16 protein-coding genes are annotated in these 17191 nt (G+C 71.1%); 8 read left to right on the top strand and 8 right to left on the bottom strand.

Annotated elements, in window-relative coordinates; genetic code table 11:
- Positions 1-19 precede the first annotated feature (19 nt).
- Positions 20-4189, top strand: coding sequence for a DNA-directed RNA polymerase subunit beta' (rpoC, locus tag G407_RS0114030; protein ID WP_029031301.1), 4170 nt, complete (start codon positions 20-22; stop codon positions 4187-4189).
- 142 nt (positions 4190-4331) lie between these two features.
- Entirely contained in the window at positions 4332-4739 is a 408-nt protein-coding gene (locus G407_RS0114025) for a DUF4332 domain-containing protein (RefSeq protein ID WP_029031300.1), read from the top strand.
- Positions 4740-4779: 40 nt separating this feature from the next.
- On the opposite strand, the gene G407_RS0114020 is transcribed toward G407_RS0114025, so the two are convergent.
- From G407_RS0114020 to G407_RS0114005, 4 genes are all read right to left on the bottom strand, one after another.
- On the bottom strand, positions 4780-6246 hold the full coding sequence (locus tag G407_RS0114020; RefSeq protein ID WP_029031299.1) for a coiled-coil domain-containing protein: 1467 nt from the start codon (positions 6244-6246) through the stop codon (positions 4780-4782).
- A gap of 5 nt (positions 6247-6251) precedes the next feature.
- A complete protein-coding gene (locus tag G407_RS0114015) occupies positions 6252-7187 on the bottom strand; it encodes a DUF6384 family protein (RefSeq protein ID WP_029031298.1) in 936 nt (311 codons plus the stop codon).
- A gap of 49 nt (positions 7188-7236) precedes the next feature.
- Positions 7237-8460: a hypothetical protein gene (locus G407_RS0114010; protein ID WP_052341374.1), complete on the bottom strand. Its 1224-nt coding sequence runs from the start codon at positions 8458-8460 to the stop codon at positions 7237-7239.
- A gap of 103 nt (positions 8461-8563) precedes the next feature.
- Entirely contained in the window at positions 8564-8959 is a 396-nt protein-coding gene (locus G407_RS0114005; RefSeq protein WP_029031296.1) for a rhodanese-like domain-containing protein, read from the bottom strand.
- 97 nt (positions 8960-9056) lie between these two features.
- Between G407_RS0114005 and G407_RS0114000 the strand changes: the two genes are divergently transcribed.
- The 3 genes from G407_RS0114000 (at position 9057) to G407_RS0113990 (ending at position 10874) form a co-directional block, all read left to right on the top strand.
- Positions 9057-9755, top strand: coding sequence for a DUF599 domain-containing protein (locus G407_RS0114000; protein ID WP_043539793.1), 699 nt, complete (start codon positions 9057-9059; stop codon positions 9753-9755).
- Positions 9756-9765: 10 nt separating this feature from the next.
- Positions 9766-10038, top strand: coding sequence for a DUF3253 domain-containing protein (locus tag G407_RS0113995; RefSeq protein ID WP_029031294.1), 273 nt, complete (start codon positions 9766-9768; stop codon positions 10036-10038).
- A gap of 101 nt (positions 10039-10139) precedes the next feature.
- On the top strand, positions 10140-10874 hold the full coding sequence (locus tag G407_RS0113990; RefSeq protein WP_052341373.1) for a GntR family transcriptional regulator: 735 nt from the start codon (positions 10140-10142) through the stop codon (positions 10872-10874).
- Positions 10875-10901: 27 nt separating this feature from the next.
- Here G407_RS0113990 and G407_RS30545 read toward each other — a convergent pair whose 3' ends face one another.
- The 4 genes from G407_RS30545 to G407_RS0113970 form a co-directional block, all read right to left on the bottom strand.
- A complete protein-coding gene (locus tag G407_RS30545; RefSeq protein WP_169728788.1) occupies positions 10902-12956 on the bottom strand; it encodes a S8 family peptidase in 2055 nt (684 codons plus the stop codon).
- Positions 12957-13132: 176 nt separating this feature from the next.
- Positions 13133-13648 carry a transcriptional regulator LdtR gene (gene ldtR / locus G407_RS0113980; protein WP_029031292.1) on the bottom strand — a complete coding sequence of 172 codons (516 nt, stop codon included), beginning with the start codon at positions 13646-13648 and terminating at the stop codon, positions 13133-13135.
- Positions 13649-13848: 200 nt separating this feature from the next.
- Positions 13849-14322, bottom strand: a complete 474-nt coding sequence (locus G407_RS0113975; protein ID WP_029031291.1) for a DUF6163 family protein — start codon at positions 14320-14322, stop codon at positions 13849-13851.
- A complete protein-coding gene (locus tag G407_RS0113970) occupies positions 14322-15380 on the bottom strand; it encodes an enoyl-CoA hydratase/isomerase family protein (protein ID WP_029031290.1) in 1059 nt (352 codons plus the stop codon). The genes G407_RS0113975 and G407_RS0113970 overlap by 1 nt, the downstream gene beginning before the upstream one ends.
- Before the next feature lie 168 nt (positions 15381-15548).
- Here G407_RS0113970 and G407_RS0113965 point away from each other — a divergent pair, with 168 nt between their 5' ends.
- From G407_RS0113965 to G407_RS0113955, 3 genes are all read left to right on the top strand, one after another.
- Complete coding sequence (locus G407_RS0113965) at positions 15549-16394, top strand: EamA family transporter (RefSeq protein WP_029031289.1); 846 nt, start codon at positions 15549-15551, stop codon at positions 16392-16394.
- Positions 16395-16554: 160 nt separating this feature from the next.
- A complete protein-coding gene (locus G407_RS0113960) occupies positions 16555-16707 on the top strand; it encodes a hypothetical protein (protein WP_245259089.1) in 153 nt (50 codons plus the stop codon).
- Between the two features lie 20 nt (positions 16708-16727).
- Complete coding sequence (locus G407_RS0113955) at positions 16728-17165, top strand: type II toxin-antitoxin system HicB family antitoxin (protein ID WP_052341371.1); 438 nt, start codon at positions 16728-16730, stop codon at positions 17163-17165.
- The last annotated feature ends 26 nt before the right edge of the window (positions 17166-17191 follow it).

Raw genomic sequence — 17191 nt, 5'->3', positions numbered from 1 at the left:
GCCCTGCCAGGAGACGGCGATGAATCAAGAGGTCATGAACCTTTTCAACACTGCGGCCCAGCCGCAGTCGTTCGACCAGATCAAGATTTCGATCGCGAGCCCGGAAAAGATCCTCTCTTGGTCCTACGGCGAGATCAAGAAGCCCGAGACGATCAACTACCGTACGTTCAAGCCAGAGCGTGACGGCCTCTTCTGCGCGCGTATCTTCGGCCCGATCAAGGACTACGAGTGCTTGTGCGGCAAGTACAAGCGCATGAAGTACAAGGGCGTCATCTGCGAGAAGTGCGGCGTCGAGGTCACCCTCGCGCGCGTGCGGCGCGACCGCATGGGCCACATCGAGCTCGCCGCGCCGGTCGCCCACATCTGGTTCCTGAAGTCGCTGCCCTCGCGCATCGGCCTCCTGCTCGACATGACGCTGAAGGATCTCGAGCGGATCCTCTACTTCGAGTCCTACGTCGTCATCGAGCCGGGCCTCACCGCCTTGAAGGAGCGCCAGCTCCTGTCGGAGGAGGAGTACGTCCGCGCGCAGGACGAGTACGGCCAGGATTCGTTCACGGCGCTGATCGGCGCGGAGGCGATCCGCAAGATCCTGATGGATCTCGACCTCGAGAAGATCGCGGTCGACCTGCGCCACGAGATCGCCACCACGACCTCCGAGCTCAAGCCCAAGAAGCTGCTCAAGCGCCTGAAGATCATCGAGGCGTTCCTGATGTCGGGCAACCGGCCGGAATGGATGATCATGACGGTCGTGCCGGTGATCCCGCCGGACCTGCGCCCGCTCGTCCCGCTGGACGGCGGCCGCTTCGCGACGTCGGACCTGAACGACCTCTACCGCCGCGTCATCAACCGCAACAACCGCCTGAAGCGGCTGATCGAGCTGCGCGCGCCCGACATCATCATCCGCAACGAGAAGCGGATGCTGCAGGAGGCCGTGGACGCGCTGTTCGACAACGGCCGGCGTGGGCGCGTCATCACGGGCGCCAACAAGCGCCCGCTGAAGTCGCTCGCCGACATGCTGAAGGGCAAGCAGGGCCGCTTCCGCCAGAACCTGCTCGGCAAGCGCGTCGACTACTCGGGCCGCTCGGTGATCGTCGTGGGTCCCGAGCTCAAGCTGCACCAGTGCGGCCTGCCCAAGAAGATGGCGCTGGAGCTGTTCAAGCCGTTCATCTACTCGCGCCTCGACGCGAAGGGCTACTCGGCGACCGTGAAGCAGGCGAAGAAGCTCGTCGAGAAGGAGCGTCCCGAGGTGTGGGACATCCTCGACGAGGTGATCCGCGAGCATCCGGTGCTGCTCAACCGCGCACCGACGCTGCACCGCCTCGGCATCCAGGCCTTCGAGCCCGTGCTGATCGAGGGCAAGGCGATCCAGCTGCACCCGCTCGTCTGCGCGGCCTTCAACGCCGACTTCGACGGCGACCAGATGGCCGTGCACGTGCCCCTCTCGCTGGAGGCCCAGCTCGAGGCGCGCGTGCTGATGATGTCGACGAACAACATCCTGCACCCCGCCTCGGGCGCGCCGATCATCGTGCCCTCGCAGGACATCGTCCTCGGCCTCTACTATCTCTCGATCCTGGCGGACAAGCAGCCGGGCGAGGGGGCGATGTTCGCCGACCTGGGCGAGATCGACCACGCGCTGTTCCAGAAGACGATCAACCTGCACACCAAGGTCAAGTACCGCGCCACGAACTACGACGAGCAGGGGCAGCCCTACACGCAGGTGTATGACACCACTGCGGGTCGGGCGATCCTGGGCACCTTGCTGCCCAAGTCCCCGCGCGTCACCTTCGACGTCGTGAACAAGCTCATGACGAAGAAGGAAATCTCCAACATGATCGACACGGTCTACCGCAATTGCGGGCAGAAGGAGACGGTGATCTTCTGCGACCGGATCATGGCGATGGGCTTCTACCACGCGTTCAAGGCGGGCATCTCGTTCGGCAAGGACGACATGGTCATCCCCGAGAACAAGTGGGACATCGTCGAGGAGACGCGCACGCTCGTGAAGGACTACGAGCAGCAGTACCAGGACGGCCTCATCACCCAGGGCGAGAAGTACAACAAGGTCGTCGACGCCTGGGCGAAGTGCTCGGATCGCCTGGCGGGCGAGATGATGCAGCGCATCTCTGCGGTCCGGAAGGACCAGGACGGGCGCGACCTGCAGGTCAACTCGATCTACATGATGTCGCACTCGGGCGCCCGCGGCTCGCCGGCGCAGATGAAGCAGCTCGCCGCCATGCGCGGCCTGATGGCCAAGCCGTCCGGCGAGATCATCGAGACGCCGATCATCTCCAACTTCAAGGAGGGCCTCGACGTCCTCGAGTACTTCAACTCGACCCACGGCGCCCGCAAGGGCCTCGCGGACACCGCGTTGAAGACCGCCAACTCGGGCTACCTGACCCGTCGCCTCGTCGACGTGGCGCAGGACGCGGTCATCCGCGAGGTCGACTGCGGCACCTCGAAGGGCATCGGCATGCGCGCCATCGTCGATGCGGGCCAGGTCGTGGCCACGCTCGGCTCGCGCATCCTCGGCCGCACCGCGGCGGAGGACGTGACCGACGTCGAGGGCAAGGTGATCGTGCCCGCCGGCACCATGATCGAGGAATGGCACATCGCGGCCATCAACGACGCCGGCGTCCAGGAGGTGAAGATCCGCTCGGTGCTGGTCTGCGAGACCCGCAACGGCGTGTGCGCCACCTGCTACGGGCGCGATCTCGCCCGCGGCACGCCCGTCAACCAGGGCGAGGCCGTCGGCGTCATCGCGGCGCAGTCGATCGGCGAGCCGGGCACCCAGCTCACGATGCGCACCTTCCACATCGGCGGCGCGGCGCAGATCGCCGACACGTCCTTCGTGGAGAGCGCCTTCGAGGGCAAGGTGACGATCCGCAACCGCTACGTGGCGCGCAACTCGGACGGGGATCTCGTCACGATGGGCCGCAACGTCGCCGTGGTGATCGTCGGGCCGGACGGGACCGAGCGCTCGGTGCATCGCATCCAGTACGGGGCGCGCCTGCGCGTCGACGAGGGCGACGCCATCAAGCGCGGCCAGCGCATCGCGGAGTGGGACCCCTATTCCCGCCCGATCCTGGCCGAGGTGGACGGCGTCGTGGCCTACGAGGACCTGGTCGACGGCGGCTCGATCGTCGAGACGATGGACGAGGCGACCGGCATCGCCAAGCGCGTGGTCATCGACTGGCGCGGGGCGGCCCGCACGGCCGACCTCAAGCCCGCGATCACGATCCACGACGAGGACGGCAAGGTGCTGAAGCTGCCGCGTGGCGGCGAGGCCCGCTCGCTGCTCCCGGTCGAGGCGATCATCGCGGCCGACCCGGGCTCCAGGATCAAGGCCGGCGACGTGCTCGCGCGCGTCTCCACCGAGAGCGCCAAGACGCGCGACATCACGGGCGGCCTGCCGCGCGTGGCGGAGCTGTTCGAGGCGCGCCGTCCGAAGGACGCGGCGATCATCGCGGAGAAGTCGGGCACGATCCAGTTCGGGCGCGACTACAAGAACAAGCGCCGCCTGACGCTGACCCCGCACGACGGCTCGGACGCGGTCGAGTACCTGATCCCGAAGGGCAAGCACATCCACCTGCAGGACGGCGACGTCGTGGAGGTCGGCGACTTCATCGTCGACGGCAACCCGGCGCCGCACGACATCCTGGCGATCAAGGGCGTCGAGGAACTCGCCGCCTATCTCGTCAACGAGATCCAGGAGGTCTACCGCCTGCAGGGCGTCTCGATCAACGACAAGCACATCGAGGTGATCGTTCGCCAGATGCTGCAGAAGATCGAGATCACGGACGCGGGCGACTCGGAGCTGATCGCCGGCGAGCAGATCGACCGGATGGAGTTCGCGGAGATCAACGAGAAGCTCGTTTCCGAGCGGCGCAAGCCGGCGGTGGGCATGCCCGTCCTCCTCGGCATCACCAAGGCGAGCCTTCAGACGCGCTCCTTCATCTCGGCGGCGTCCTTCCAGGAGACCACGCGCGTCCTCACCGAGGCGGCGGTCAACGGCAAGACGGACGAGCTCGAGGGCCTCAAGGAGAACGTCATCGTCGGTTCGCTGATCCCGGCCGGCACGGGCGCGCTGGCGGCGCAGATCCGCGCCATCGCGACCCACCGCGACGACCTCATCCTCCAGCAGAAGGCGGAGGCCACGGGCGCCATGAGCGAGCTGCCCGCGGGCGAGTGATCGCCCCGGCGCCCGCGTGAACGAGATCGGAAGCCGCCCCTCGGGGCGGCTTCTTCTTTTGGTGCATGGAGGACCCTCTCGACGAGAGGCGCCGCCTGTGGTCTCCTGAATTCTATCCTATGTGAGGATGGGGGAGTACGACATGGCGGACAGGATCGAGGACGTCGAGGGCATCGGGCCGGCCTACGCCGAGACGCTGCGCGCGATCGGCTTGAAGACGACGGACGCCTTCCTCGAACGGGCCAAGGACCGCAAGGGCCGCGCCGCCCTCGCGGCCGAGACCGGGATCAGCGACAAGCTGATCCTCAAATGGGCGAACCACTGCGACCTCTTCCGCATCAAGGGGGTCGCGGGGCAGATGTCGGAGCTGCTCGAGGCGGCCGGCGTCGACACCGTGAAGGAGCTCGCGCGGCGCAACGCGGAGAACCTCGCGGCGGCGATGGCGGCGAAGAACGAGGAGAAGAAGCTCGTTCGCTCGGTGCCCAGCGCGAAGGAAGTCACCAAGTGGATCGAGGAGGCGAAGACGCTGGCGCCGATGATGACCTACTGATCGCCGTCGGCCGGCGGCGGCGCCTGCGGGCCGGGCGGGATCAGAACTTCCCGCCGGTCCGGAAGCCGCCGCCGGAGCGGCGCCCGCCGAACGAGCCGCCCGTGCGGAAGCCGCCCGACCGCCGGCCGCCGGACGAGCCGCCGAAGGAGCCGCTCGAACGGCCCCCGCCCCGGCTCGTCTCGACCGACCACCTCGCCGAGTTCCGGCGGGGCGGCGCGCGATAGCCGGAGCGCAGGGCCTCCTCCAGGAGCCGCGCGCCGGCCCCGCGCAGCAATCCCTCCAGGGCGGCGCCGATCATGGCGCCGTTCTCGAAGCGGCCGGCGCGCTCGTCGTATCCGGCTTTCTCGTAGCTGCGCAGCGCCCGCTCCGCCTCGGTGGCGCGAGCCCGCGCGGCGGCGTGGGCCTCCCGCGCCGCCCCGACCCGCTCCTCGGCCTCGACGACCGCGCGGCGGGCGTCGGCGATGTCGGCGACGAGACGGTCGTCCTCGGGGGAGGGGGTGCGCGCGGCCTCCGCCTCCAGCCGGCGCACGTCGTCGCGGGCGATCGCGTCGGACAGGATCGCGAGCGCCCGCGCGAGCTCCGGGTCGTTCTCGCCGGAGGCCTCTGCACGGGCTTCGGCGAGGCGCGCGCCGATCTCGGCCAGCACGCGCTCGGCCTCCTCCAGCGCCTCGCGCGCCGTCTCCTCGGCGGCCTCCAGCGGCGCGATGCCGGCCGCGACCAGCGCCTCGCGCTCGATCGCCTCGCGCCGCGCCTCGGCGTCCGCCGCCTCGGCGTCGAGACGCTCGGCATGCGCGCGCAGGCGATCGGGAATCTCGACGAGCATGCGGTAGTCGCGGCGCAGCTCCTCGAAGCCGATGAGGTCCGCCACCTTCCCGTCGCCCCAGCGCGCGAAGCCGCCGCCGCGATAGGCGCTGGTGCCGAAGCCGCGCGCCAGCAGGTAGGCGAACAGCGGGTCGGCGTCGTAGGGCGCGCGCTTGTCGGCGCGCTCGCTCTCCGCGCGCTCCGCCTTGGCCCGGGCGGCCGCGGCCTGCTCGGCGAGGGAGGCGAGGGTCGCGTTCGCCTCGGCCCAGGCAGCGTTGCCGGCGATCTCCTCCTCGACGCGCGCCTCGAGCGCATCGCTCGCGGCCTCGGCCGCGTCGAGGGCGGCCGTGCGCGCGTCCCGATCGCCGGCCGCCTCCCGCTCCTGCGCCTCCAGCGCCGCGACCCGCGCGCGCAGCGCCTCGAGCGCACCGCGCCGCTCCTCGAGGATCGCGAGCGCCGCGCGCTCCGCCCGGTCGAGGGCGGCGGCGGCGCCGTCCTCGGCGAGCGCCTGCAGGCGATGGCGGGCCAGCGCCGCATGCGCCCGCGCCTCCCGGGCGCGCGCCTGCGTGAGGTCCGCCTCCGCGGACGAGGCGGCGTCGGCGAGACGGGTCTCGTCGGCGCGGGCGGCGCGCTGCGCCTCGTCGATGCGGGCGCGTACGCCGCGGGCGGTGTCGAGGCTGGTCTCGAAGCTCGTCGCAAAGCTCATGGCGCTCACCAGTCCGTGATCCGGCCGCCCTCGACGGGCATGGCCCATGCGACGTCGAGCGCCCCGCGCGGCTTCTCGCCGAGCACGTCGTCCTGGATGATGCCGTCGTCCTCCTTGTCGCGGCGCACCGCCTCGAAGGTGCGCTCGGGCACGCGCACGCCGAAGACGGAGACGCGCGTCGTCTCGTTCGTCTCCTCGCTCTCGACGGGAAGCTCCAGCACCGCGCCGCCGGGGTCGATCGGCTCGACGATCAGGTAGTAGTTGCGCGCCCGCTCGTTGGCGTCGGGGATGCGGAAGACGCCGGTGGGGACGTCCGCGTCGTTCACGATGCGCAGCACGTAGGAGAGGGCGAGCGCGTCGCGCAGCGCCTCGAGCTCCGCCACCGTCGCCGACGCGCGCTCGGCGTCGCCGGCCGCGAGATTGCCCTCGGCGCGCGTGCGCAGCGCGTCCGCCTGCGCACGCGCATCGGGGACCCGCGCCTCGGCCAGGGCGGCGGCGTGAGCCGCGGCGATGCGTGCGGGCAGGACGCTGCCGATCAGCTCCTCCTGCGCGATCCGCGCGCGCTCGGCCTCGCCCGCCCGCCACGCGGACCAGCCGATGCCTCCGGCGACGAGGAGGACGACGAGCCCCGCCACCGCGGCGACCTTGCCGCGGGCGATCCACAGGCCGGCCAGCCGACGGCCGAGAGCCGAGCCGCGGCGCACGTAGGCGAAGCGCTTCTCGCGCAGGGCGGCGATGCCGGCCCGCAGCGCCTCGTCCGTGACGGCGATGCCCTGCGCGGCGTAGAGGCCGCGCAGGCGCTCCATCAGCACGTCCTCGCGCTCGTCGCGGGAGATCTCGCGGGCGAGCGCCGCTTCCTCGTGGCGGAGCGTGTCCACCACGTCCATCGCCAGCATCAGCTCGTCGAGCCCGCCCCGCTCGGCGTCGACCCCGCCCGCCATTGGCGCCCCTCCCGCGCGATCGTCGTCGACCCGTCCTCTGCCGCTCGTGTCAGGCGGGCAGCTCGAGGCCCTTCCCCTCCTCGGCGAGGCGCGCCATGCGCCGCTTGCCGTCCTCGACCGCCTCGCGGATCTCCTCGGAGTTCCTCGTCGCCGAGACGCGCATCTCCTCGATGATCTCGAAGGAGCGGGTCTGGAAGGCGATCACCGAATCGACGAGCGCCTTCACGGCGTCGGCGCGGATGGTCGGGCCGTAGCCGGCCTTGATCGCCTCCTCCTGCACCTTGCCGCCGATCTCGGCGAGGACCTCGAGCGACTGCGAGGCACCCTCCTTCATCGCGTCGAGCGTCTTCGTCGATTCGTGCAGGCCGAAGATGCCGGTGAGCGAGGCGGAGAGCGCGGTGAACACCGACTCGTTCGTGGAGAAGAACGAGATAGCCTGCTGGTAGACGCGCTCCTTGGCCGAGGTCGTCTGCATCAGCCGCGCCATCACCACCTCCGACGTGTTGTAGCCGATGGTGAGGTTGTCCGAGAGGTCCTTGGCGATCTGGAAACGGCCTTCCTCCGCGCGCAGCGTGCGCATCTTCTCGTCGCGGGCGAGCTCGAGCCGGGCACGCTCGGCGGGGTCCGTCCCGGCGAAGGCGGCGACGGCGTCGGAGGCCTGCTTCAGGGCCGCCTTGGCGGCCTCCAGCTCGCCGCCGGCGACCCGCAGCACCTCGAGCGCGGCGATCTCGGCCTGCTTGAGCGCGCCGCGGAAGTCCTGGTAGGCCTCCAGGATGACGTGCTCGCGGTCGATGTTCTCCTTGGTGTTGCGCGCCACGTCGAGATAGGTCTCGCGGATCTCGCCGAAGCGCTGGGCGATGTCGCCGCGGGTCATCTTCATCATCATGTTGGCGAAACGCTCGCCGATGGAGATGCGCCCGTCCTCCATCTGGTCGACCAGGGCCTTCGAATCGTCGCGGATCGAGTTGAAGGCGTTGGTGATCGTCTCGTAGCGCTGCGCCACCTCCATCTGCCGGACCTGCTCGCGCACGACCTCGTTGAACAGCGACTGCTGCGAGAGCGTGCGCGCGATCACGGCGACCTGCTCGGGCGCGAGCAGCTGGATGCGGTCGAGGAGCGCGACCACGGGCGCCTCCTCGCTGCGCATCTCGGGGACGAGGCCGAGCTCGCGAAGCCGCCCGATGGCGCGGTCGAGATACTGCAGGGGGCTGGGAAGGGACGCGGAGCCGGTCGTGGCGGCGTCGGCGGCAGCGGTCTGGGTCGTGTCGGTCATGGCGGGCCCTCGCGGCGGAGCGGTGCGGCCGAGAGATCATACTTCGGCGGCCGCGGAAAGTCGTCCTGTTGCGTATGCCTGCAGCGGAGCCGGCTCGCCGCCGTCAGGGCGCCTCCACCGGCCCGCCCGCCTCCTTCCAGGCGTTGAACCCGCCCGCCACGTGGGCGACGGGCTTCAGCCCCATCTCGTCGGCGGTCGCGGCCGCCAGCGCCGAGCGCCAGCCTCCGGCGCAGAAGAAGACGAAGCGCTTGCCCTCGCCGAAGACCGGTTTGTGGTAGGGGCTCTCCGGGTCGATCCAGAACTCCAGCATGCCGCGCGGGCAATGCACCGCACCGGGCATGCGGCCCTCGCGCTCGAGCTCGCGCGGATCGCGCAGGTCGACGAAGACGACGTCCTCGCGGCCGACGAGCGCCATGGCGTCGGCGACCGGAAGCGTCTCGATGCGGGCGTTCGCCTCCTCCATCAGGGCCTTGTAGCCCTTCACGATCGTCTGGGGCATGGTCGCGCTGGCTCCTCGTCCGAATGCGGGCGGGAGGGTCGCAAACGAAGGGCACCCGCGCAAGCGCCGGGGCGACGCGTCGTACATCAGGGGGACCATGACCGCCTCTCTCGGCTTCTCGAACCTCGACCTCGTGGCGCTCGCCTTCTTCGCGGCGGCGTGGGGCGGCTATCACCTCGCCGTGGAGCGGCTCGGGCCGGCGCGGCGCTCGCTCAACACGCGCATGGCCGCGCAACGCCGGGCCTGGATGCGCGAGCTTCTCGGGCGCGAGAACCGCATCGTCGATTCGACCATCATGGCCTCGCTGCAATCGGGCGCGGCCTTCTTCGCCTCGACGGCGCTGCTCGCGGTGGGCGCGGTGCTGGCGCTGATCCAGGCCACGGAGACCGCGCTCGCGCTGTTCGCGGACCTGCCCTTCGGGGTCGCGACCACGCGGCTCGCCTTCGAGGCGAAGGTGTTCGGGCTCGGCGTGATCTTCGTCTACGCCTTCTTCAAGTTCGCCTGGTCCTACCGCCTGTTCAACTACGCCGCGATCCTGGTGGGCGCGATCCCGCAGGACCGGCGCGCGCCCGACGCCGCGTCGGCGGCCGAGCGGGCGGCACGGATGACGATCGTCGCGGGCGGCCACTTCAACCGCGGGCAGCGGGCCTTCTTCTTCGCGCTCGGCTATCTCGGCTGGTTCGTCGGGCCGTGGGTGCTGATCGCGGCGACGGCCGCGGTCCTCGTCGTCATGGCCAACCGCCAGTTCGGCTCCGACGCGCTGCGAGCCCTGGATGTCCCGGTCGATCGCGCGTAAGGGAGAGCGCATGACGAACCCCGCTCCCGACGACGTTTCCCGCACCCTCCTCGACCTCGTCGCGCGGCGCGGGCCGGGAAGGACGATCTGCCCCTCCGAGGTCGCCCGCACGCTCGGCGGGCCGCATCCCGACGGCTGGGGCCCGCTGATGCAGCCGGTCCGCCGCGCAGCGGTCGCGCTCGCCAAGGAGGGGCGCGTCGCCATCCTGCGCAAGGGCCGCCCGGTCGACCCGGACGACTTCAAGGGCGTCTACCGGATCGGGCTCCCGCCGGGCGAGGCGTGAGCGAGCCCGAGCGATGCGTGCGCGGAGCCATCGCTTGTGATGACCTGGATCCTCTATAAGATACACGACGAAGGACCAGCAGACGAAAGGATGCGGAAGCGATGATCGAGCGCGAGGCGGCGCAGGACGCGCTGGGCTATCGCCCGCTCTACCGCCGGGTTCGCGACGTTCTCGTCAAGCGCATCGCCGAGGGCGTCTGGCAGGCGGGCGCCGTGATCCCGAGCGAGCCGGAGCTCGCGGCCGACCTCGGCGTCTCACAGGGGACCGTGCGCAAGGCGCTCGACGCCATGGCCGCCGAGCGGCTCGTGGTGCGCCGGCAGGGCAGGGGGACCTACGTCGCGCGGCACGACGACGCGCGGATCCTGTTCCAGTTCTTCAAGCTCGTGCCGGACGATGGGCCGGCGCGGTTCCCGACGAGCCGCTTTCTCTCCGTCGGCTCCGCCCGCGCCGACGCCGCGGAGGCCTCCCGGCTCGGGCTCGCCCGCGGCACGCGGGTCGTGCGGCTCGAGCGCCTGCGCGCGCTCGATGGCCGCGAATGCGTGCACGAGCGCATCGTCGTGGAGAAGGCGCGTTTCCCGGATCTCGACAAGCGCGACCTGCCCAACAACCTTTACGAGATGTACGCCAACCTCTACGGCGTTCCCGTCGCCCGCGCGGTCGAGCGCCTCAAGGCGATCGGCGCGCCCCCGGGCATCGCCGAGGCGCTCGGCGTGGCCGCGGGGGCGCCGCTCCTCCAGGTCGACCGCATCGCCACCGCCATCGACGGCGCGCCGGTGGAGTGGCGGCTCTCCCTGTGCCGGACCGACAGCGTGCACTACGCGTCGGACCTGCGGTGAGCCGCCCCCGCCGACGCGCGGGGTGGGTCAGAACCGCAGCCCCACGCCCGCCGTCACCGTGTGGCTCTGCGCCTTCTCGTCGAAGGCGCCCGAATAGGCGATCTCGCCGGTGAGCCGCGCGTCCGTCGCCTCGATCCGCAGCCGCGCGCCCACCTCCAGCGCGTCGCGGCCGACGCCGTTCGCGCGCGCCACGATCCGGGTGCCGAGGAGGTCGGCCGCGGTCGCCGGCTCGAGATCGCCGGAGCGGCGCGCATAGGCCACGTCGAGCTCGGGCGCGAGCCGCAGCGTCTCCGAGAGCGCGAGCGGCGAGAACGCGACGCGCAGGCCGGGGCCGAAGGCGGCGCGGGCGTGCTCCTGCGACGGCAGGGTCAGCGAGAGGATGCCCGCGCCGGTCTCCGCGGCGGCGTCCGTGCGCTGCCAGGAGCCCGAGGCGTGCACGTAGGGCGAGAGCCCGGCGAAGGCCGTCTCGAACCGTGCGCCGACCCGCAGGCGTGCATCGACAGCCGTGCCCGACACGTCCGTGCGCCCGACGACGGCGCGCGTCGTGCCCAGCCCCGGGATGCTGCGGCGGGTGAGCGTGTCGTCGAAGCCGGCGACCTGCCCGATCACGTCCGCGAAGAAGGCGCCGCGGCCGAGCGCGGCGTAGGCGAAGAGGTGGCGGGCGTCGCCCTCGGCGGCGTCGCCCCCGGTCGCGAAGTCCGTCTCGCTGCGGGTCGCGCCGACGCCGACGCCGATGCGCAGGGCGGGCATCGCGGCGAGCTCGACGCCTGCGAGCACGCCGGAGAGATCCGTCGTCGAGCCCGGCCCGCGCGGGCCGCCGTCGAGCCGCGCGTGGCCCCAGAGCCCGCGCACCCAGACCGAGCCGTCCGCCGTGCCGTCGGCGGCGAGGCCGACCGTGCCCGCGGAGGCGCCGAGATTGGCGTAGGCGGCGACCGGCCCGGCGAAGGCGGACTCGGAGGGAAGCGGCGCGCCGACGGCGCCCGCACCGATCTGGCGGCCGATCGCCGCCGTGACCTGCGAGACGCTGCCGAAGCGGTGCGCGGCCATTGCCGAGAAGGAGCCACCGGCGCGGGTGTCGCGGGTCGCCGCGAGGTTCGACAGGCTGAGCAGGCCCCAGCCGTAGACCGGGTCGATCCCCGGCGCGCCGAGATCGTTGGCGGTCTGCAGCAGGAGCTGCGCGAGCTGCTGCGCGCCGGCGCTCGGGTACATTTCCTGCGCGATCGCGAGGGCGCCGGAGACGTGCGGGGCGGCCATCGAGGTGCCGGAGAAGCGTGCGTAGGTGCTCCCTGGAACCGTGGAGAGAATGCCGTCGCGCGCCTGGTCGTCGCCGCCGCCGGGGGCCGCGAGGCAATAGTCCATCGCGACGCCGCAGCGGTTGGCGTATTGCGTGACGATGCCGTCCCGGCCCACCGAGGTCACCGCGAGCCAGCCGCGCTGGAGCTCGGGGAAGAGATAGGGCAGGCCCGTGAGGATTCCCGGCTGGTCGAAGCTGTCGTTGCCGGTCGCCCAGACCTGCACCGCGCCGCCCGTGACGAGATCGCGGTAGGCCTGGAGCAGGCCGGGGAAGTCGCCCGCGAAGTCGGCGCGCGAGACCTCGGGCGTGCGCACCGAGACGCCCCAGGAATTGTTGATGATGCGCGCGCCGCTGCCGTAGGCGGCGCGGTAGCCCGCCGGCAGCAGGTTCTCCATGGCGGCGAAGCTGATCCCGCCGCCCGCGAGGATGTGGACGGGCAGGATGCGCGCGCCGGGCGCCACGCCCATCATCCCGCGGCCGTCACGCGCGGCGGCGATGATGCCCGACACGTGCGTGCCGTGAGCGTCCGAATCGCCCGTGACCGGGCCGCCCGTGTACATGTCGAAGGAGGGGCCGATGCGGCCGAGGAACTCGGGATGATCGAGCTGGAGCCCGGTATCCATCACGGCGACCGGGACGTTCGCGCCGGTGAAGCCGAGGGAGAACGGCACCTGGGCGCCGATCATCGAGAGGCCGTACTGGGCCTGGAACTCCGGCGTCTGGGCGATCGCCGAGGAGGACACGGCCAGCGCCAAAAGGGACGCCAGCGACGCTACGCGAACCGACATGAGGTTACATTCCGATTTCTTCGGGACGCCGGTCCTAGCCGCGCGCCGTGCGCGCGGCAACGCGCCTCGCACGGGCGGGCGTCGTATCCGCGGATGGGCATATCGCGCACGCGCGCACGGCGTGGCCTCCCGGCCCCGCCGTGCGCGCATGCGTCGAGCCCCCCGGCCCACGGAAATCAGAGGCGGTAGCGGATCTGGTCGGTCCAGAAGCGCTCGAGGCGCGTCAGCGCCTGGTTGAGGCGCACGAAGTCCTCGTCGGAGATGCCGCCGATCGGGTCGATCGTGCGCGAGTGCTTCTCGTAGAGCGCGTGCACGATGTCGTGCACCTCCTTGCCGCTCTCGGTGAGCGAGATGCGCACCGCGCGGCGGTCGACGCGCGAGCGGGCGTGATGCAGGTAGCCCATCTCGACGAGCTTCTTGACGTTGTAGGAGACGTTCGAGCCGAGATAGTAGCCGCGGGTGCGCAGCTCGCTCGCCGTCAGCTCCTTGTCGCCGATGTTGTAGAGCAGCAGGGCCTGGACCGAGTTGACGTCGTCGCGGCCGCGCCGCTCGAACTCGTCCTTGATCACGTCGAGCAGGCGCCGGTGCAGGCGCTCCACGAGGTGCAGGGCCTCGAGGTAGGCGGGCTTCACGGGGCCGGACGTCTCCTCGGGGGACACGGGCTCGACGATGGACTTCGCCAGAGTGTTCATCATGCGCCTCACTGTTTTTGTGTAGTGGCCGGGTTCCCGGCTCGTTCATGAGGCGAAACTAGGTTGCTCCGATAAAAACGAGTTTAAACGACACGATGAACGACAAGTTTCCGCGATTCTGCGATTCCCGGAAAGATACGCCGATATTCATCGTCAAAGGCTCTAGGCCTTGTGATATCTAGGCGAGATCTCGTTAACCCTTACCCGTCTTCACCGGATGCGAAGAACGAGATCAGGAGATAGGTAACCATCAGCCCACAATAGGCCGCCGCGAGCGCCAGGCTGACCGGCACGACGCCCGGGAAGAACAGCGCCAGGACGAGGTGGCTCATCACCGCGAGCAGCCACAGGACCCCGCCCCAGGTGGCCGTGAGCCACAGGCCGACGGCGGCGATCGGGTCGATCACCGCGAAATAGACGATCGCGGCCTGGAAGCCGAGCGAGCGGTCCTCGAAGGGCGGGGCCATCGCGCTCGCGCCGACGATCACCGCCCAGAAGGAGAGGCCCTTGGCGATCCATAGGAGCGCCATCAGGCGCATGAACCAGGTGAGCGTCTTGTCCCAGCGCAGGCCTCGGGCGGAGGCGGGCTCGGACAGCTTGAGCGCCGCGTCGACCGAGGACGCGTCGCCGCGACCCTCGTCGGACGGGGTGCCGCGGCGCCGGAAGGGCCACATCAGAGGACGAGCTCGTCGTCGCCGAGCGGCGCGAAGTAGGCCTCGATCGCCTCGGGCGTCACGTCCTCCAGCCGCGGCGGGCTCCAGCGCGGGGCGTGGTCCTTGTCGACCAGGACCGCGCGCACGCCCTCGTAGAAGTCGTGCCCGTCGAGGATGCGCGAGACGATGCGGTACTCCATCCGCATCGCCTCCGCGAAGGGGAGATCCGCCCCGCGGCGCATCTGCTCGAAGGTGAGCTTCAGCGAGGTCGGCGACTTCGTCGCGAGCGCGTCGCGGATCTCGACAGCCGGGGAGTCGCCGCCCGCCGCCATCCGCTCGAGCGCGGCGTGGATCGCCTCGACCGAGCCCTCCGCGAAGCAGGCGTCGATGGTCGCGGCCTTCGCCTCGATCGGCGCCGGGCCCGGATCGCGACGGTGGCGTTCGAGCAGCGCGTCCGGGTCCTCGCCGGCGATCAGGCCGGCGCGGATCGCCGGCATCGCGGCGCTTTCCACCGAATGGGTGGCGAGCCCCATGGCGAGCGCGTCGGCGGGACCGATCCGGGAACCGGTCAGCGCGAGCCAGAGTCCCGTGCGCCCCGGCAGCCGGGGCAGGACATGGCTCGCGCCGACGTCCGGGAAGAAGCCGATGCCGACCTCCGGCATCGCGAAGAGATAGCGCTCGCCCGCCACCCGGTGCGAGCCGTGCAGCGAGACGCCGACGCCCCCGCCCATGACGATTCCGTCGATCAGCGCGACGTAGGGCTTCGGGAAGGCCTGGATCAGCGCGTTCAGCTCGTATTCCTCGCGCCAGAAGGCGTGCGCCTCCTCGCGCCGGCCGGCCTTGCCGGCCTCCACCAGCCTGCGGATGTCGCCGCCCGCGCAGAACGCCTTCTCGCCCGCGCCCTCGATGATCACCCGCGTCACCGCCGGGTCGTGGACCCACGCGTCGAGCGCGGCCCGCATGGCGCGCACGGCGTCGAGGGTGAGCGCGTTCAGGGCCCTCGGCCGGTTCAGGGTGATGACGCCGGCGGCGCCGTCGATGCGGCAGAGGGCGTCCGGCGCGTCGGTCTCGTCGGTCATGGGGGCGCTCCTGTCGGGAGACCGGGTTTAGGCGTCGGGAGGCGGGGGCGTCAATGCGGCGAGGCGCCGGCGAAGGACGCGATCGGTGCCGGACGTTGCCCTCGTGCCCGGATGCACGCTATGGATCGGGGCGGTCGAGCGGACCTTCGGGCCGCCGGTGGAGACCCGATGGATCCCCTCGTCCTCGCCGCGATCCTGTTCGCGGCCTTCCTGCACGCGGCCTGGAACGCGCTCGTCAAGGCGAACGTCGATCGCTTCACGATGATGCTGATGATCGCCGTGGTGCAGACGGCGATCGCCTGCACGATCGTGCCGTTCGTGCCGCTGCCGGCCGCGCCGGCGTGGCCCTGGCTCCTCCTCACCGCGATTCCGCACACGACATACAAGGTGTTCCTGGCGCGCGCCTACGACACGGGCGAGCTCGCGCGGATCTACCCGATCATGCGCGGGCTGACCCTCGCCCTCGTGACGGGGGCCTCGATCGGGCTGCTGGGCGAGAGCGTGCCGCTGCTCGGTCTCGTCGGCGTCGCGGTGATCGGGGCGGGCGTCGTGATCCTGTCCGCTCCCGGAGGAGGGGCGCTCGCCGGCGCGCGCGCCGCGACGCTGGCGATCACGCTCGGCGCCGCCGCGAGCTCGGCGGCCTACACGGTGATCGACGGGATCGGCGTGCGGCTCGCCGGCGAGGTCGCGGCCTTCGCCGCCTGGTTGTTCGTGCTCGACGGGCTCGGCATGATCCTCTTCGCCGCCGCGACCCGCGGGCGCCCCGCCTTCGATGCGATGGCGCCCCACTGGCGCGCGGGCCTGCTCGCGGGGTCGATCGCCTTCGGCTGCTACTGGATCGCGCTGTGGGCGCTCGCCCACGCTCCCATCGCTCTCGTCGCGGCGCTGCGCGAGACGAGCATCCTGTTCGCGCTCGCCCTGGCGCGCCTGCGCCTCGCCGAGCGGCTCGACCGGGCGAAGCTCGGGGGCGCCGGCGCAGTGCTGGCGGGGATCGTGCTGATCCTGATCGAGTGAGCGTCTGGACGTGCGATCGCACGTCGGATATCGCCTATGAATGCACGCGCGGAGCGTTCGATTCCGCTTGAGTTTCGGACACGAATGTGCGAGTCTGGGGCGGTCGATGACGCGGGAGCAGCTGGTCCAGGCGCTCAGGAGGCTCGCGCGGAGCCGAGGCGTGACCTTCAAGGTCGACTATTCGAAAGGCAAGGGTTCGCATGCGCGCATCCGCTTCGGCGATCGATCCACGATCGTGCAGAAGGACCTGACGCCCTCCAGGATCAGGCGCATCCTGAAGCAACTCGATATCGAGCCCGGTGCGCTCGGATAGCAGCAGCCCGGAGCAGCCAGATGGAGCGTTCGATGCTCTTCCGCTACCCGGTGCGGATCGTCGAGGAAGACGGCGCGCACGAGGTCTACGTGCGGGACCTGCCGGAAGTCGTCACCGGCGGGTCTACACCGACCGAAGCCCTCGCCATGGCCGAGGACGCCATCGAGGTCGCCGTCGCGGGGCGGATCGAGGACGAGATGGACCTGCCGGCGCCGAGCGCCGTGCAGCCCGGCGAGGTTCTCGTCGCCGTCCCGCCGCACATGGCGGCCAAGGCCGCCGTCTACGCGGCCTGGAAGAGGGCGGGCATCTCGAAGTCCGAGCTCGCGCGCCGGCTCGGACGCAGCGAGAACGAGGCACGCCGCATTCTCAAGCCGCGCCACGCGACCCGGCTGGACCAGCTGGAGGAAGCGGCTCGCGTGCTCGGGACGCAGCTCGTCGTGGGGGCCGAGCCGGTCTGACGCGCAGGCGCGCGCGGGCGCTCCAC

The organism is Salinarimonas rosea DSM 21201 (assembly GCF_000429045.1).
Lineage (GTDB): Bacteria > Pseudomonadota > Alphaproteobacteria > Rhizobiales > Beijerinckiaceae > Salinarimonas > Salinarimonas rosea.
This window is presented reverse-complemented; position numbering and strand designations above follow the sequence as displayed.

Excerpts from the sequence above, each read along its gene's own strand:
- rpoC (WP_029031301.1), top strand. The coding sequence starts at position 20 with ATGAATCAAGAGGTCATGAACCTTTTCAACACTGCGGCCCAGCCGCAG.
- G407_RS30545 (WP_169728788.1), bottom strand. The coding sequence starts at position 12,956 with ATGTCGGTTCGCGTAGCGTCGCTGGCGTCCCTTTTGGCGCTGGCCGTG.
- G407_RS0113995 (WP_029031294.1), top strand. The coding sequence starts at position 9,766 with ATGACGAACCCCGCTCCCGACGACGTTTCCCGCACCCTCCTCGACCTC.
- G407_RS0113965 (WP_029031289.1), top strand. The coding sequence starts at position 15,549 with ATGGATCCCCTCGTCCTCGCCGCGATCCTGTTCGCGGCCTTCCTGCAC.
- G407_RS0114010 (WP_052341374.1), bottom strand. The coding sequence starts at position 8,460 with ATGACCGACACGACCCAGACCGCTGCCGCCGACGCCGCCACGACCGGC.
- G407_RS0114005 (WP_029031296.1), bottom strand. The coding sequence starts at position 8,959 with ATGCCCCAGACGATCGTGAAGGGCTACAAGGCCCTGATGGAGGAGGCG.
- ldtR (WP_029031292.1), bottom strand. The coding sequence starts at position 13,648 with ATGAACACTCTGGCGAAGTCCATCGTCGAGCCCGTGTCCCCCGAGGAG.
- G407_RS0114000 (WP_043539793.1), top strand. The coding sequence starts at position 9,057 with ATGACCGCCTCTCTCGGCTTCTCGAACCTCGACCTCGTGGCGCTCGCC.
- G407_RS0114025 (WP_029031300.1), top strand. The coding sequence starts at position 4,332 with ATGGCGGACAGGATCGAGGACGTCGAGGGCATCGGGCCGGCCTACGCC.
- G407_RS0114015 (WP_029031298.1), bottom strand. The coding sequence starts at position 7,187 with ATGGCGGGCGGGGTCGACGCCGAGCGGGGCGGGCTCGACGAGCTGATG.
- G407_RS0113975 (WP_029031291.1), bottom strand. The coding sequence starts at position 14,322 with ATGTGGCCCTTCCGGCGCCGCGGCACCCCGTCCGACGAGGGTCGCGGC.
- G407_RS0113990 (WP_052341373.1), top strand. The coding sequence starts at position 10,140 with ATGATCGAGCGCGAGGCGGCGCAGGACGCGCTGGGCTATCGCCCGCTC.
- G407_RS0114020 (WP_029031299.1), bottom strand. The coding sequence starts at position 6,246 with ATGAGCTTTGCGACGAGCTTCGAGACCAGCCTCGACACCGCCCGCGGC.
- G407_RS0113970 (WP_029031290.1), bottom strand. The coding sequence starts at position 15,380 with ATGACCGACGAGACCGACGCGCCGGACGCCCTCTGCCGCATCGACGGC.
- G407_RS0113955 (WP_052341371.1), top strand. The coding sequence starts at position 16,728 with ATGGAGCGTTCGATGCTCTTCCGCTACCCGGTGCGGATCGTCGAGGAA.